Genomic DNA, 15,084 nt, shown 5'->3' with positions numbered 1-15,084 from the left:
TCCCCACTCCCCTAACTAATCATGAAATTCGGTGTTGTTGTTTTTCCCGGTTCTAATTGCGATCGCGATGTTGCTTATGTAACCAGAGATTTACTGGGACAACCAACTCGCATGGTTTGGCATCAAGAAACAGATATTGCTGATTTAGATGTCGTTATTATTCCTGGTGGCTTTAGTTACGGCGATTATTTGCGCTGTGGTGCGATCGCACGTTTTTCACCCGTGATGCAACAGGTTGTGGAACACGCCCAAAAGGGTAAGCTTGTCCTCGGTATTTGCAATGGTTTTCAGGTATTAACTGAAGCTGGACTTTTGCCAGGGGTGTTAACCAGAAATCGAGATTTGCATTTTATTTGCGATCGCGTACCCTTGAAAGTTGAGCGTACCAATTTTTTATGGACACAAGCTTATAACAGTAGTGAAGTTATCACTTTGCCCATTGCCCACGGAGAGGGACGATTCTACGCTGATGCAGCCACTCTTGCAGAAATTGAAGATAATGGGCAAGTCGTATTTCGCTATGAAGGGGAGAATCCCAACGGTTCACTGAACAACATTGCCGGGATTTGCGATCGCCGGGGCAATGTATTGGGAATGATGCCGCATCCAGAAAGAGCGTCAGACGCAATACTGGGAGGTAGTGATGGCTTGAGGTTGTTTCAAGGCTTATTAGAGCAAGTAGCGGCATTAGCGTAAAGCAAATAAGTTGAGCGTTTTGCGATCGCTGTCTGAAAGATAGATCAACATTTTTATACAGACAGCGATTTATTTTTTTAGTCGGAACTTTGAAACATTTTTGATACCATTTCACAACGTATTAGTAAGGGTTTGGGACTAGTAATGCCTGCAACGGGCTATTCGGCGTCGCATCTAAGATTGTGGTAGAAAAACATTAGGGTAAAATTATTTGCTAATCTGAGTTAAACAGAGGAACAGAATTTGTAATTGCTCGATTTTTCATCCTTAAGCTAGTTGTTGTTAGAATTTTATTCGTTAATTATTAGGTCACGTGTTCTAATCTTTTAGTAGACTTACAAAAGTCCGCGTACACAAAAAACTTCAAGCCAGTTTTGGCAAGTTTTTGAGAACAAACAGAGAAATAAACTTATGGGACTTTTCGATCAAATTCTTGGTGCTGTCGCTAATCCCAATCAACAGGGGAGTTGAGGTCAAATAGGAAGTATTGTCAATAGTGTCCAGCAGTTGAGCGATCGCACAGGCGCAGACCCTTCTACTATCCAATCAGTTTTATCAATTGTCGGTGGTCAAGTGCGTTCTGTTTTACAAGACAAACAAGCCACAGATGGTAATGAAGCTACACAAAATTTAGTTAGTCAATATGCTGGTACTTCTCCCAACCCTCAAGCCGTCAATTCGTTGTTTTCTCCTCAGATACAACAGCAAGTAGCTGAAGTTGCTGCCCAGCGCACTGGGTTAGATGCTGGTATCGTTCAACAATTGCTGCCTTTGGCAGTACCTTTGGTGCTAAAATTTTTGCAATCAGGTGCCAATGCTCAAAATCCCCAAGCTGGCGGAAATCCTGTACTAAATTCCTTCTTGGATGCAGATGGTGATGGTGATGTCGATATCGCTGATGCTATCCAAATGGCTAGTCGATACATGAGACAGTAATACTTTTCCCTATTTCTTTTCCGATAAACCAGACATTAGTAATCATACCTTGCTAGATTTTTAGTTAAGACATAGGCTGAAAACATAAATTGCAAATATAAATCAGACAGTCTATGTCTAAATTTTTTGAATGTATTACTGAAGAACTGCAAGACTTTATTGCTGCCCAACACCTATTCTTTGTTGGCTCTGCACCTTTGAGTCCTACGGGTCATGTTAACCTGTCTCCTAAAGGTCAGGACTGCTTTCGCATTCTCTCTCCCAACCGAGTAGGTTATGTAGACCTCACAGGTAGTGGTAACGAAACATCCGCCCATTTGCAAGAAAATGGGCGGATAACCTTCATGTTTTGTGCCTTTCAAGAACCTGCGTGTATCTTGCGTCTTTACGGTCAAGGAACCACGATTTTACCGAGTTCTCCAGAGTGGGACTCGTTGTATTCTCTGTTTTTGCCGATACCTGGAACTCGTCAAATTATCGTCGCTGACATTGAAAAAATCCAAACTTCCTGTGGTTTTGGCGTACCACTCTATGAATATCAAGGTCAACGCCAGACTCTAGTAAACTGGGCTAGTAAAAAAGGTGAAGAGGGAGTTCGAGAATTTCAACAGCAGAGAAATATTGTCAGCATAGACGGTTTAGTAACACCACTGAGTAAATTACCCTAACTTTGCCTAATGGATTATTCTATTCATCTATATATTAGATGTAGGGGCAATTATTAGCGATCAAAGTAAAGGAGTCAGCAATCGAGAGACTCTTACAGCTAACTTGAACCAAAAAGGTTTTTTATCGTACTCATTAAGATCGACAGCAACACAGACAGCTAAATCATCCTCTAACATTTTTTTCACACTTTGAACAAACCCAGGCTCAGTAACAAAACCCATAACTTCAAAATTTAGGTAAAAAGAGCGATTATCTAAGTTAACAGTTCCTACCCCTGCTATATTCTCATCAATGACTATAATTTTCTGATGCATAAACCCATTTTTGTAACGATACAACTTGATACCAATTCTTTCCATTTCGGTGTAGTAAGAGAAGGAACATAAATAAACAAATAAATGATCGGGTCGATTTGGTAAGAGAATTCGCACATCGACACCTCGCATTGCTGCCAGTTTTAAGGCTGACAATGTTGCTTCATCCGGCACAAAGTATGGACTAGCAATCCAGAGGTGAGTTTGAGCTTGATTGATTAATTCGACGAAAAAAAGCTTACAAGCTGGTAGCGAATCTGCGGGGCCTGTAGGAAGAATGAATGCAGTTTGATTAGTTTCCCGATTAATTTTTACCTCCCAGTTAACTTCGAGAAGTTTTCGAGTTGCCCAATACCAATCTCGCAGAAAGGAGTTTTGTAAGCTTTGTACAGTTGGGCCTTCGAGCATGATATGGGTGTCGCGCCAGGGACTCAAGCGAGGATTTTTTCCTAAATATTCATCACCAATATTCAGTCCACCGATAAATGCTATTTCTCCATCCACCACCAAAATTTTCCGATGATTGCGAAAATTATATTGAAACCGATTACCCTGACCTTGGGTGGTGTTAAATGCACTTACTGCAATTCCATGCTCTTGTAAAGATTGGATATAAGGGCGAGATAATTTTTTTGAACCAATTTCATCGTAGAGAAAGTAGATATTTATTCCTTGCTTGGCTTTAGCAATCAATGCTTCTTTAAACTCATTACCTGCTTGGTCATCGTTAACAGTATAAAATTGAAACAAAATATAATTTCTCGCCGATGCAATCTTTTTCAGCATCGCTTCATAGGTTTGCTGACCATCAATCAGTAATTCAGCAGCATTTCCTGATGTGAAAGAAATTTCTGTAAAAGCCTCCGCTAATGGTTGCAACTTGGCTAGATTATCTGGTGGTGCAACCTGAAATTTAATCAGTTCACTATAAATCGGCTGAATAAGCTTGTAGTGTTGTGTATAGACTGAGCGCAGTGTTTCAGCATATCCATGAAATTTAGTTCTTCCTAAAATCCAATACAATGGAATAGCTAGCCAGGGGAAGGTTATTAAAGAAATGCTCCAGGCAATTGCCCCTTGAGAAGAACGCACATTCATCACTGCATGGGCTGCATGTGCAACTCCTATTATATGAACAACAACTGTAGCTGTGCTAAAAACAGCTAGAACACCAGCATCTACAAGCATCTTAGTTTTTTTGAGTATTGGTATATGTAAATTCTGCCAGCAATGGCTTATGATCGGATGAACAAATTTGGTCTAGCACTTTAGCACTGGCTTTTTTCGCACTGATATCTCGATAAAAGATATGATCTAAAGGGGGTGATAACAGGAAGCGTTTAATTTTCTCCTTCTGATCAGGTGCGAAAATTACAGGTGTTAATCCTAATTGAGTTGTTACTTGATTGAGGATAACTGCTCTTTTTCGACTCCAAGTATTAAAATCTCCTGTAAATATTAGTGGCCCCCGATGTGTAGATAACGCCCGCTCTAATTCATTTAGCTGGATTTTAAATTTATTTAAATCTACAAAATTTATCAGGTGAGTATTAACTGTTAGGAGAGTTGTATTTTGTTCAGATAGCACATACTCAGTAATTAAAGATATTTTAGGAGTTTTAACAATTGGTTCATAATGTTTAGTAGTTATAACTTTTTTGGTAATTGGGTTAATTGTCGAGGCTGTAAAAATTCCTGAATAAGTTTGATGATGAATGTCTACAAAATTAGGAGCAAAACTCCAATTCATTTTCAACCATTTTGCCCATTCTTTTGCCTCTAATTTTAAAGAAAATTCTTGTAAAAATATGAGGTTTGGTTGATAAGCTGCAATTATTTTTGAAAAATCTTCTAACCAGGCGTTATTATAGTTTTGTTTAGCAATATTCCAACTGAGAACTTTAATTGAGTTACTACTAATTTCTGTTTGCAGTGAATTATTTTTATCAATTGTGAGTTCTTGTAAACGAAAAAATCTATAACCCGGAACAAATTTCGTAATTAGAGTGTTTACGTGTTCTTGAATATTAGGCATTACTAATATTAAAATTGATTTATTCTTTAACGCCATTAAACAGTCGTTAAAGAATAATAGCACGTTTGTAAAGCTATAAGCTATGCTCCATAAGCACTACAGCTTTTAAAGCTATTGAACAGTGTCGGGATGGACCGGGCGATTGTCCTTGATAGACCTTACAGTTTACCAGGGTGGCTTAAGAGAGCGATCGCAATCCTAAATGATTTGTCAGAAAATTCACCCCCAGCTAACGCCGTCCTCCCAAAGTATCCGGGGGACTACAGAAGGGTCATAACTATTTCAAATTATCAATCTCTAAAAAAGAATGTAGAGACGTAGCATTGCTATGTCTCTATACAAGAGTTTTAGATAATGCATATTTAATTTTTGAAAACATCTAGTAGGAATATTCTTTTGATTGGTATCTAGAATTGAAGTTCTTTTTATTTGCTATTTCACTAAAACTTGTATTGGGAGATAATTTCTGTCTCACTCTTTGCTGCATTTATCCACTCTTGCATTGCTAGAAGTGCCAAAACTGACTCAATTTTCTCCATCAATATCATTTGTAGGCGTGAGTATTATAATACCCGTTCTACTATAATATCTGACCATCTAAGCGACATAATTTTAGTTTATTCATAATCTTTGCACCTATTCTTTCATAAAAATTGATTCCACGCTCGTTAGACACAGCTACAGTCCAATCAATTCTGCCACAACCTTTTTCTTTGCCAATCTGGCGCAAGCGTAGCATGAGTGCTTGACCAACTTGGTGGCTTCGATATTCAGCTTTGACATATAAATCATCCAGCCAAATTCCAGGTTTTGCTAAAAAAGTTGAATAGATGAAGTGATAAGTTGCTAACCCAATAGTATCCCCATCAACCTCAGCCAAAATAACAAAAGCAAGGGGCTTTTCTCCAAAGAAATCAATTTCTAGCTTTTGAGGATTTGCTTCTAAAGATTCAAGACAACCATCAAATTCGGCTTTCAAATAAATCAATTCCATAATTGCAGGAATATCTTTTTTATTTGCATCTCGAATTAAAATATTTTTACCCTGACTCTTCTCGCTATTTGCTATTTTGCTAAAACTCATATTGGGGAATAATTTCTGTCTCATTATTTGCTGCATTTATCCACTCTTGCATTGCTGGAAGTGCCAGAACTGACTCCACATAACTTCTAGAAACAGTATCTAACTGCACATCATAGGTAATAAACCGCAGGACAACTGGAGCAAAAAACGCATCGGCAATCGTGAAATTACCAAATAAAAAGTTGCCACCAGCCCCAAACTTTTGACGCGATTCTTGCCAGATACTGGTAATGCGGTCAATGTCTTGTTGTACAACTGATGTTAAACCTTTACCAGGATATTTAGTACGGCAGTTCATCGGCATATTCTGACGCAACTTTTGAAATCTTGAGTGCATTTCTGCACTGATAGAACGGGCTAATGCTCTTGCAGCTTTATCCTCTGGCCACCATTGCAGATTTGGAAATGTTTCCGCTAGATATTCACAAATAGCGAGAGAATCCCATACTGTTTGTGTATCGTGCAATAACACAGGTACTTTTCCTGATGACGAGTATTGCCGAATCTTTGATGAAAAATCTGGGTTGTTGTAGAGAGGAATCAGAATTTCATTGAATTCCAAACCGAGTTGCTTCATCGCTAACCAAGGACGAAGCGACCAAGATGAATAATTTTTGTTGCCGATTACCAAAGTAAGTTGCGTCATATTTTTAATACCGATAAAGTTGTTCAATCCACATACATACATCAGTTTCGGAACCTGATGAGAAAGATTTTCTGGTCACAGGATCATAAGCTTGCCAATAGATATTACCGTAGCGGTCAACCTTTTGCCAAACTTGTAATTCATGAGGATCTGCTAGGAGTTTTTTGACAAAACTTTTCCAAATCATATACAGAGATTTCCAAAAGTTTGAGTGAATTTTTTTCTGTAATGACGGACTACAATTTATTTTTATATCTTCTGTTGATAGACACCTAATGTCATTATTCATAAAATTATTTCTGAAAGCTGCTAAGTAAATAAAACAGTAACAACATCTCAGTTAGAAATCAAATCATAGCTTGCATGGATTCTATAAATGGAATTTATAGATATGAAAAATCATTAATACAACCTTTTTGCCACAATAAAGTCAGGATATGTATGCCCTTGTTCTCATCAATTGCCTATGAAACTCTCCCAACTTCGAGCCATAGTTGCAGTAGCAGATTGTGGTAACTTTAGTGAGGCAGCTTTAGAATTGCAGCTTTCCCAACCTGCAATTAGTCATGCCATTGCCACCCTAGAAGAAGAATTGGGTGTGCCATTATTTGCCAGAGGTCGTCACGGTGCTGTGCTGACACCTGCTGGAGAGCGCATTTTGTATCATGCGCGTCAAGCAATGCAGCATCTCAAGATGATGCAACACGAAGCAAACCTGCATAAAGGTTTACACGGCGGTCATGTGCGAATTGCGGCTTTTCGGAGCGTCGCTACTCATCTATTACCAAAAGCGATCGCCCAATTTCACAATCAATTCCCAGAAATTGCTGTCACAATCATAGAGTGTGCTGCTTTCACGGATGTAGAGCAGTGTTTGCATGACGGACGTGCCGATATTGGTATTACCTGTCTGCCAACTGGTGAAGAATTTGAAACCTGGGAAATTTTTCGGGATGAGTATGTAGCTTTACTACCACCAGATACCAAAATTAGCAGTCCGAAAATTACTTGGGAAGACATAGCAGCCTATCCGCCGGTTTTGCTTCCTTGTACACCTTGCGGACGCATTCTTCACAACCACCTTAAGACTTTAGCAATTCCAATCAATACTGCTACCGACATTCAAGAAGATTCCACAGTCGTTAGTATGGTGAATCAAGGACTGAGAGCAGCTATTATGCCTCATTTAGCAGCTGTACCCATTCCCCCAAAAGTGCAGGTATACAGTTTACCTGCACCACTCGAAAGAGTAATTGCAACGGCAATTTTATCTAATGCTCTACAAGTGCCTGCGGTATTTACCTTTTTGGAGATGTTGAGTAAATTTGATTTTTATAGTTTAGCTAAATTCACTTATTGATTGCATACGAATTACGAATTACGAATTACGAATTAGTAATTAGTTAAACCGATGCCTCCTTTAGCGAATTCTTCAACGGTTTTTTGTGAGAATTCATGAGTTGCGATCGCCTGCAACATTGCCAGTGGTAAAGTTAAATGATCCGCCCCCGCTTGCAACGATGCGGCTGCTTCTTCAGGAGATTTGATACTAGCTGCCAAGATTTCCATATCACTACCTTTGAGTACGCTAGCCATATCCCGCACTAAGGCAATACCATCACCTAACAATCGGGTAGCTCGATTTACATAAGCTATGGCAATTTTAGCTCCTGCTTCTCGTGCTACTGCTGCCTGTGCTGCACTATAAATCGCTGTCACCGAACAGGTAATCTCTGGCGATAGACTTGCCACCACTTCAAACCCTAACGGTGTTGCGGGAATCTTCAAAATTGTTTGCGAACCAATAATCTCGAAAGCTTTTTTACCTTCAGCTAGCATTCCAGCTTTATCGGATGCCATAATTTGATAGTATAACGGGCCATTTGTCAAGGCAACCAACTTTTTGAGCGTGGTTTCTGGTGGAGTATCGCTTTGAGATAACAGTGTGGGATTTGTTGTAATACCTTTTACCCATCCCCAAAGCTTAACAACTTCAGCTTCCGATGCGATCGCTGAGTCTAGATATAGTGCCATACTTAATTCCTCACTTTTTCTTACCTGCATTTCTCCTGCTACACACCCTACATCGTCCAGAAGTTCCGCACTCATCTTTCTGCCGATCCCTCTATCAGATAAGCATTTTACCTGTTTATCTATGCTTTTTTAAATACCTACCCTTGAAAACCACCATTCATTCCCCTTTGCTTAAGAAATGCATCAAATGTAAACCTATCCGGTAGCGAAGTTTGTGCGCCTGGTTTTGTCGCTGTCAAAGCACCTGCTGCTGCACCCCAAATAACTGCTTGATGTAAGGAAAGTCCTTCAAAAAGTGCCGCCGCTAAACCACCATTGAAAGCATCGCCTGCGGCTACTGTATCAACTGCATGAACTGAAAACGCGGGTACAAAAAACTTTTCTTCAGCAGTCGCACAAAAAACACCCTTAGCACCCAGTTTGACGATCGCACATTTCACACCCCGTTGCAATAAAATCGCAGCGGCTTTAGCTGCTTGTTCCTCTCCATTTACAGGAAAACCAACCAACTGCGCTGCTTCAACTTCATTCGGTGTAATAATGTCTACCAATGGATACAATTCATCTGGTAAATTAGATTGTGCGGGTGCGGGGTCAAAAATTACTTTTATGTTTCTACGTCGTGCCACTTGAGCAGCAGCAATCACGGCAGTAATAGGAATTTCTAGTTGTAAAAGTAGTGCTGTAGCTGTTGGTAAAAAGTAGGATAATCGCTCTACATCTTCTTGATTGACGCGCCCATTTGCACCAGGAATGACGACTATTTGATTTTCACCAGTCTGACTCACGGTGATAATAGCGACTCCAGAACTAACAGTTTCATCCACAAAAATGTTATCAGTCTGTACACCAGATGCTTGCAAATTGTTAACAAGTTCCTTACCAAAATCGTCTGCACCTACACGCCCCACTATCTGGGTAGGAATGCCCAATTTTGCTAATGCTACGGCTTGATTGGCTCCTTTCCCTCCCGAAACTTTAAAAAAGTCTTCTCCTAGCAACGTTTCTCCTGCAACTGGCAACCGGGGTATTGTTGCTACCAAATCTATATTTATGCTGCCGAAGACGATAATACTCATAATGCTGATTTTAAAGTTATTTTGATTGATATTACAGGATGCCAGTAACGCAATATCATCACATCTCGCATATTGACAACTACTCAACCCAGTTTTCTAATAGGAGCGTAGGAATACGAGAAAACTCTCGCACATTATTGGTGACTAGGGTAACTCCTAAACTCAGCGCATGAGAAGCAATCAGCATATCCATTGCACCAATAATAAGTCCTCTACTTTCGAGATCACTTCTGATGCTGCCGTAAATCGTTGCAGATGATTGATTGAATTCGACAATTTCTAGAGGTAGCAGAAATTGCATTAGGGCGATGCGGTTTTTCTCTTGCTGTTGGCTTTTAGCAACTCCATATTCGAGTTCGGCAATGGTGATGGAGGAGATACCGACATCAGAAATGCTAAGGGTTTGGAATTTATCCAGTACTTTTTGGGGTTTTTGCTTGATGAGGTAAATACAGATGTTGGTATCAAGCAGGTATCGCATTTAAAAGCTCTCCCTGGTGTCGAGGAGTGGCTGAACTCTGGTAGTCATGAAGTCATCAGAAAAATTGTCTAGACTCTCTATTAGGGATTCCCAAGGGTTGTCTTTGGCAATCAGGACAATGGCGTTACCAATTTTTTTGATGTAAACTTCAGTCCCAGTAAGTTGAAAGTCTTCGGGCAAAATAACGATTTGGTGAGTGCCATCAGTGGTGAGTTTAGCAGTGTTCATGGTGTTATTGTCCTGAAATTAGCTAATATTTCTGGTCTGGTTAGCACGAAATTTGATAAATGCAATTCTGAAACTTGCTTGAGTAGCTCATTGTTAAACCGAATCTATGGAAATCCTAGCAGTCCTGCCAAGGAATATGATGGTGACGAAAGGATCAATATGGTAAAGGCGATCGCCTATGGCCAGTTATTTCTTGCCGAAAGTGATCGCAAACTGCATAAATATCGCCCTTTCTCAGGAACTTGCACGAAATTGCGATCGCATTGGAGACACGCTCAAAATTTTACCTATTTGTAAAAACTGGAGTGATATTTGCGGTGACAGTGACATATCGCCTTAGCAGTTCTGCCAAAGAATGTGACGGTGGTGAAGGGTTCTACGTGCTAAAGGCGATCGCATCTTTAAGACTGTTAGGTTAGGTGGTTTATTATATCGCTTTAGCATTACTTCCATTGTTCCAGTATTGACTTTTATTGAGTAGGTATACAATAACGAGCAACCCCACAAAAGGCTCACCTACCTTTAAAGACCTAGTCCTACTGATAAGTTGATATGCATTAACAAGACATTTCAGCGTGTCTTATGTTAGTAATAAGTAACTATACCCAGCTAGTGCTTTTCATTACTCCAAAATGCCTTTTCTACAAGACTTCACTGCTAATCTAGTTTTGGTTTCTTGTGCCAAGTCTGTTGGCAAAGATTTTGAAAGACAAAAAGTTAATCCAAAAAACATTGAAACGTTTTTGCGTCACTTACGACTGATAATTCCCTATTTCTGTCGCCATCCCCAAGGCATCATTGAAGAGCTAGAGAATTTGAAAGAAGACGGGTTAGAGTCAGTTCTTAAAGACCTTCACCAAATGACACAAGGTAGTGTGCAGGTATGGAATGGCACTATAGGCGAAGCAATAGCCTCTTCTTATATATTAGGTTGTACGGATTACAAGATTCCCGTTTTTAAGCTTCGTTTTGCCACTAATAGAAAAATGGCAATGCATGGTGATGATGTACTGGGGCTAAAGTTCAATGCTGATGGAATACCACAAGCATTACTGGTCACAGAAGTTAAAAATTACGGTAGCAATCCGAAAGAAGCTGTTAAAAAGGCTAGTGAGGGTTTGCTTAAAGTTCAGGAAGGTTCAGTTACACTTCTGGATTTTATCATCAATGTTCTTAGAGGGGCTGGACGATACAACGAGGCAAAACTGGTTAAGAGATTTAATGATACCTATACTTATTCATACCGTACAGAATATCTTGCGGTTGTTGTGACTGAGCAAGAAAAATGGAAAGAACAATATTTTGATGCTGTTGTCGAAGGTATTACAACTCCTTTGACTGTTAACGCATTTCTGATTCCAAACTGGATAGCTTATCAGAAAAATTTAGTTGCTATTCAGCAAAATGGAGAACCTTCAAGATTATCATTTCCTTCTATTGAGATTGATGAGCTAAAAGATGTTGTAAAGTTACTGAGTAACTCTAATTTTAAAAATGAATATAACCAACTAGCCTCAGAAGCATTAACAGTCGATCTTAGGAATGAGCAAAGAAAGTTTATTTCTTATAAATATGACCCTATTAAACTAGAAAAAGCAGCTAATTTTCTAGCATTAACAGGCTATAATCTTTTGATGGATGGTTCTGAAGAAGCAGAAAAGGTACTCAAGGAATCCGCTGTTATTCATGAGAGATTGGCGATTCTTAGAATTGAAGATGACCAAGCTTATAGTGCTGTAGAAAATATTGTTACAAGTGCATTATTATACAGTATTGCAGGATATAATGCCAACGCCAAAGTCTTAGTATCAAAAATTCTACATCGACAAGATATTAAAGATGTCTTACTGTCGAATACTCCAAGAATTTTGCTGACTTATCTACTAACTGGTGAAATAAGCCAATTACAAGATGCTCTGGCACAGTTCTTTTTTAAATTCGCTCAGAAGGAATTAGAATCACCTGATTATCCATTGGAAGAAGAAGAATGGATGGATTTAGTGTCCGCTAAAATTGCTGATATCGGTGACTGGCTAACAGCAAAAGCCTTCGCAAATTTTACTCAATACCTGCGTACAGGAAATGAATCACATCAGACAGAAATTCTTAAGCTGACAATAGCGGCAGGTAAACAATATGCAACGGTCAGTGATTATCACTCCTACGTTTTGCTTAACTCTATAGGCAAGTATTTGCAAAGTTTAATCGACCATTCAACACAAAGGCTTGTCAGTCCTCATGTTCCTGATATGAATGCCGAATGGAAGCTTTACCTGCGCTTCCTTTGTACTCTTGGTAAATTTCCCATGATGTCAATGTGGAAATCGCAGCAGAAAGCTTTGCATGAAGGTTTGTTGACGGATAAATCCCTTGTTATTGCCATGCCAACAAGTGCAGGTAAAACCAAAACTGTTGAGCTGGCAATTTACCGTTCGCTCAAAGATAAACCGGATAAAGTCTGTGCTTACGTTGTTCCAACCAAAGCTTTGGCGTATGAGGTGGAAAGCAACCTGTCCATAAGCTTATCCCGTGTCAATATAGCTGTTTCTATCCTTTATGGTGGATATGATTTCAGTCAATTGGAAGAGGATATTTTACAAGATAATCAGGTGTTTGTTCTAACTCCTGAAAAATTGGATTTGCTTACCCGCAATAGCGAGGAATTCAAAAGTAAGCTTGCACTGATTATCATTGATGAGGCGCATGATTCTGCTGCCGCAAATCCTAGAAGTCTTCGGCAGGAGTTAATTTACTCAAGATTGCTGACTATTGCAGAAAAGAATCACGCCAGAGTGATTGGCATTTCAGCGGTTATTAACAATGCTAGTGATTTCGCCAAGTGGCTTTCTGGAAACGAAAACAATGTTGTCAAAATAGATTGGCGACCTACAAAGCAACGGTTGGGCTTTTTTGAATGGAGCCGAAGCAAAAGAGCAACAGTTTGTTATTTGCCCCAAACGGGTGATTATCCATCCGATAACTTCTTCGTGCCATTGCCTTTCTTGAAACCTACAATTCCTATGAAGAATAGAAATGGCAAATTTTACCGAGTATACGTTGAGGTCGCAGCACGACTGGCTATATATTATACGCAAACTGGCTCTACCTTGGTTTTTACAACAACCAAACCAATCGTTGAAGCCATTGCTGAGTGTTTAATCTCGCTTTTGCAAAAACAGCTTTTAGCGGTTTCACCAGAAATGCAACAAATTGCAGATGAATGTGGTGAACTACTTGGCTCTGAACATTTACTTGTGAAAGCTATTGCACTCGGATTTTGTTATCACCATGCTGAACTCCCTAATGTTGTTAGGCGGCGTATAGAGAATGCAGTGCGCGACAATATCATTCCACTTATTGTCTCTACAACCACTTTGTCACAAGGCGTTAATCTGCCAATCAAGAATGTAATCGTCCATTCCTTATCAATGGACAACACGATTAGCATGGCTCAGTACGCTAATGCGGTTGGACGAGCAGGGCGAGCAGGTTGTGAAACAGAAGGTCACATTATCTTTTGTGACAGCAAGGATTTGGAACGAGTTCGCCAGGAAGCGCCGACAGAAGTATCAGAAAGTTTTATTGTTTCAGGTATAAGGCATTTGGCACAATCAAGGTTATTGTCGCTTGAGACAACTCAGGATTTCCTCTCTCTATGGTCATTAGCTTCAACAAGCCAGTTCAGAAAGGCTGGCAATGACTATGAACACTGGACAAAGCAAAAGCAAACTCTAGCAAGCAAGAACCAGACTGAAATTTTATCCTATCTGGATTCACAGCTTTTGGCATGGATTCTAGAATCCTGTCTTGATGAAGTTGATGAGGAAAAGGTCGAATTTATTTTTAAGAAACTGCTGTGTCATGTACAGTCTCTAGATATTGAGGACGTATTACTTGAATTCAAGAATGCACTAAAGGCAAGAATAATTTTGCTAAAAAATGAAGTAACGGATATCCAACAGCGTAAGTTGTTTAATCTTACTGGGTTAAGCGTAGGTAGTAATCAAGTGATAACAGCCTATGCACAAAAACTTGTTGGAGAAATTGACAATTACACTGCCGTAAGTGATTTGCCCATAACGTTTTGGCAGGAGTCTTATAATGTGTTCAAAAAAATTCCGGAACTGACAGAAAGTTTAAAGCTTGACAGTATTGAACCACTGATAGAGTGGCTTCAGGGTAAAGATTATAAAGAATTAGCAGATTTATATTTCGAGGGTAAAACAGAAACTGTCGTCAAAAAACTGGAAAAAGTGACTCATGCTTTTGCTTGGGGATTTAACTCACTAATCAGGCATCTTGGATTTTATTTGAACAATCAAAAAATCCCTAGCGTTTTTAATAGTCTCACCTCGTTTGTGACTCATGGCGTGTCAACTACAGCAGCAGTTTATGCAATCAGCTTAGGTGTTCATGATCGTCAGATTGCTATTACTTTAAGCAACGCTTATCAGACGCTTTATCCTCAAACAGAATATCCAATTTTTAAAGAATGGCTGTTCAATCTAGACTTTGGACAATGGGTTGCACTGCTTAAACCATCTAGCGAAAGCAGTCGAAAAATCGAAGAATGTTTTGATAATGTCCAACAGAAACAGCGAACATTGCAAACGAATCAAAAAGTTTTTGATTGCACATTCATTGATGTTGGCAAGTCTTTCAAGCTAGATGATTCAATTAAGCTAGACGAACTGCTTGTTGTTGGGTTTAACGATCATTTGTGGCTCGTAACCTACGATTATCAAAAATATTGGCAGCTTTGTGGAGAAAATGTTGATAAACTAAAGCGATTTAATCGACAAATGCAAGATTTGATTTTGCAAAAGATTGATGTACAACAGGCGACAGTCACAATTTCAGTACATTAGGAGCCATTTTAAAA

14 protein-coding genes and 1 pseudogene are annotated in these 15,084 nt (G+C 39.4%); 6 read left to right on the top strand and 9 right to left on the bottom strand.

Going from position 1 to position 15,084, the window contains the following annotated elements; translation table 11 throughout:
* The first annotated feature begins 21 nt into the window (after positions 1 to 21).
* The 3 genes and pseudogenes from purQ to ACFE93_RS11805 all read left to right on the top strand — a co-directional run bounded on the left by purQ (position 22) and on the right by ACFE93_RS11805 (position 2,300).
* Positions 22 to 696: a phosphoribosylformylglycinamidine synthase subunit PurQ gene (purQ, locus tag ACFE93_RS11815; protein ID WP_375473469.1), complete on the top strand. Its 675-nt coding sequence runs from the start codon at positions 22 to 24 to the stop codon at positions 694 to 696.
* A gap of 411 nt (positions 697 to 1,107) precedes the next feature.
* Positions 1,108 to 1,632: pseudogene (locus tag ACFE93_RS11810) on the top strand (DUF937 domain-containing protein).
* A gap of 113 nt (positions 1,633 to 1,745) precedes the next feature.
* Positions 1,746 to 2,300 carry a pyridoxamine 5'-phosphate oxidase family protein gene (locus ACFE93_RS11805; protein ID WP_375473468.1) on the top strand — a complete coding sequence of 185 codons (555 nt, stop codon included), beginning with the start codon at positions 1,746 to 1,748 and terminating at the stop codon, positions 2,298 to 2,300.
* Between the two features lie 60 nt (positions 2,301 to 2,360).
* Here ACFE93_RS11805 and cls read toward each other — a convergent pair whose 3' ends face one another.
* The 5 genes from cls to ACFE93_RS11780 all read right to left on the bottom strand — a co-directional run bounded on the left by cls (position 2,361) and on the right by ACFE93_RS11780 (position 6,567).
* On the bottom strand, positions 2,361 to 3,803 hold the full coding sequence (gene cls, locus ACFE93_RS11800; RefSeq protein ID WP_375473467.1) for a cardiolipin synthase: 1,443 nt from the start codon (positions 3,801 to 3,803) through the stop codon (positions 2,361 to 2,363).
* A gap of 1 nt (position 3,804) precedes the next feature.
* Positions 3,805 to 4,650 carry an endonuclease/exonuclease/phosphatase family protein gene (locus ACFE93_RS11795; RefSeq protein ID WP_375473466.1) on the bottom strand — a complete coding sequence of 282 codons (846 nt, stop codon included), beginning with the start codon at positions 4,648 to 4,650 and terminating at the stop codon, positions 3,805 to 3,807.
* Positions 4,651 to 5,230: 580 nt separating this feature from the next.
* Positions 5,231 to 5,734: a GNAT family N-acetyltransferase gene (locus tag ACFE93_RS11790; protein ID WP_375473465.1), complete on the bottom strand. Its 504-nt coding sequence runs from the start codon at positions 5,732 to 5,734 to the stop codon at positions 5,231 to 5,233.
* Positions 5,724 to 6,380 (bottom strand): glutathione S-transferase family protein, encoded by a 657-nt coding sequence (locus tag ACFE93_RS11785; RefSeq protein ID WP_375473464.1) that lies wholly within the window; start codon positions 6,378 to 6,380, stop codon positions 5,724 to 5,726. The genes ACFE93_RS11790 and ACFE93_RS11785 overlap by 11 nt, the downstream gene beginning before the upstream one ends.
* Before the next feature lie 4 nt (positions 6,381 to 6,384).
* Positions 6,385 to 6,567, bottom strand: coding sequence for a hypothetical protein (locus tag ACFE93_RS11780; protein WP_375473463.1), 183 nt, complete (start codon positions 6,565 to 6,567; stop codon positions 6,385 to 6,387).
* 279 nt (positions 6,568 to 6,846) lie between these two features.
* Between ACFE93_RS11780 and ACFE93_RS11775 the strand changes: the two genes are divergently transcribed.
* A complete protein-coding gene (locus tag ACFE93_RS11775; RefSeq protein WP_375473462.1) occupies positions 6,847 to 7,740 on the top strand; it encodes a LysR family transcriptional regulator in 894 nt (297 codons plus the stop codon).
* A gap of 32 nt (positions 7,741 to 7,772) precedes the next feature.
* Here the strand turns inward: ACFE93_RS11775 and ACFE93_RS11770 are convergent, their stop codons facing one another.
* The 4 genes from ACFE93_RS11770 to ACFE93_RS11755 form a co-directional block, all read right to left on the bottom strand.
* Positions 7,773 to 8,414: a transaldolase family protein gene (locus tag ACFE93_RS11770; RefSeq protein WP_375473471.1), complete on the bottom strand. Its 642-nt coding sequence runs from the start codon at positions 8,412 to 8,414 to the stop codon at positions 7,773 to 7,775.
* 137 nt (positions 8,415 to 8,551) lie between these two features.
* Positions 8,552 to 9,493 carry a ribokinase gene (gene rbsK, locus ACFE93_RS11765; protein ID WP_375473461.1) on the bottom strand — a complete coding sequence of 314 codons (942 nt, stop codon included), beginning with the start codon at positions 9,491 to 9,493 and terminating at the stop codon, positions 8,552 to 8,554.
* Positions 9,494 to 9,572: 79 nt separating this feature from the next.
* Positions 9,573 to 9,974, bottom strand: coding sequence for a type II toxin-antitoxin system VapC family toxin (locus ACFE93_RS11760; protein WP_375473460.1), 402 nt, complete (start codon positions 9,972 to 9,974; stop codon positions 9,573 to 9,575).
* Positions 9,975 to 10,202 (bottom strand): antitoxin, encoded by a 228-nt coding sequence (locus ACFE93_RS11755; protein WP_375473459.1) that lies wholly within the window; start codon positions 10,200 to 10,202, stop codon positions 9,975 to 9,977.
* Between the two features lie 90 nt (positions 10,203 to 10,292).
* On the opposite strand from ACFE93_RS11755, the gene ACFE93_RS11750 reads away from it, so the two are divergent.
* The gene (locus tag ACFE93_RS11750; protein WP_375473458.1) at positions 10,293 to 10,499 is read left to right on the top strand and encodes a hypothetical protein; all 207 of its coding nucleotides are present in this window, start codon (positions 10,293 to 10,295) and stop codon (positions 10,497 to 10,499) included.
* Positions 10,500 to 10,834: 335 nt separating this feature from the next.
* Positions 10,835 to 15,070 (top strand): Hachiman antiphage defense system protein HamA, encoded by a 4,236-nt coding sequence (locus ACFE93_RS11745; protein WP_375473457.1) that lies wholly within the window; start codon positions 10,835 to 10,837, stop codon positions 15,068 to 15,070.
* Positions 15,071 to 15,084: the final 14 nt, after the last annotated feature.

Source organism: uncultured Nostoc sp. (assembly GCF_964247315.1).
GTDB lineage: Bacteria > Cyanobacteriota > Cyanobacteriia > Cyanobacteriales > Nostocaceae > Nostoc.
The sequence above is the reverse complement of the archived record's forward strand: the minus strand, read 5'-3'. Positions and strand labels throughout refer to the sequence as shown.

Excerpts from the sequence above, each read along its gene's own strand:
- ACFE93_RS11745 (WP_375473457.1), top strand. The coding sequence starts at position 10,835 with ATGCCTTTTCTACAAGACTTCACTGCTAATCTAGTTTTGGTTTCTTGT.
- ACFE93_RS11760 (WP_375473460.1), bottom strand. The coding sequence starts at position 9,974 with ATGCGATACCTGCTTGATACCAACATCTGTATTTACCTCATCAAGCAA.
- ACFE93_RS11770 (WP_375473471.1), bottom strand. The coding sequence starts at position 8,414 with ATGGCACTATATCTAGACTCAGCGATCGCATCGGAAGCTGAAGTTGTT.
- ACFE93_RS11775 (WP_375473462.1), top strand. The coding sequence starts at position 6,847 with ATGAAACTCTCCCAACTTCGAGCCATAGTTGCAGTAGCAGATTGTGGT.
- ACFE93_RS11795 (WP_375473466.1), bottom strand. The coding sequence starts at position 4,650 with ATGCCTAATATTCAAGAACACGTAAACACTCTAATTACGAAATTTGTT.
- ACFE93_RS11755 (WP_375473459.1), bottom strand. The coding sequence starts at position 10,202 with ATGAACACTGCTAAACTCACCACTGATGGCACTCACCAAATCGTTATT.
- cls (WP_375473467.1), bottom strand. The coding sequence starts at position 3,803 with ATGCTTGTAGATGCTGGTGTTCTAGCTGTTTTTAGCACAGCTACAGTT.
- ACFE93_RS11785 (WP_375473464.1), bottom strand. The coding sequence starts at position 6,380 with ATGACGCAACTTACTTTGGTAATCGGCAACAAAAATTATTCATCTTGG.
- ACFE93_RS11780 (WP_375473463.1), bottom strand. The coding sequence starts at position 6,567 with ATGATTTGGAAAAGTTTTGTCAAAAAACTCCTAGCAGATCCTCATGAA.
- ACFE93_RS11790 (WP_375473465.1), bottom strand. The coding sequence starts at position 5,734 with ATGAGTTTTAGCAAAATAGCAAATAGCGAGAAGAGTCAGGGTAAAAAT.
- purQ (WP_375473469.1), top strand. The coding sequence starts at position 22 with ATGAAATTCGGTGTTGTTGTTTTTCCCGGTTCTAATTGCGATCGCGAT.
- rbsK (WP_375473461.1), bottom strand. The coding sequence starts at position 9,493 with ATGAGTATTATCGTCTTCGGCAGCATAAATATAGATTTGGTAGCAACA.
- ACFE93_RS11805 (WP_375473468.1), top strand. The coding sequence starts at position 1,746 with ATGTCTAAATTTTTTGAATGTATTACTGAAGAACTGCAAGACTTTATT.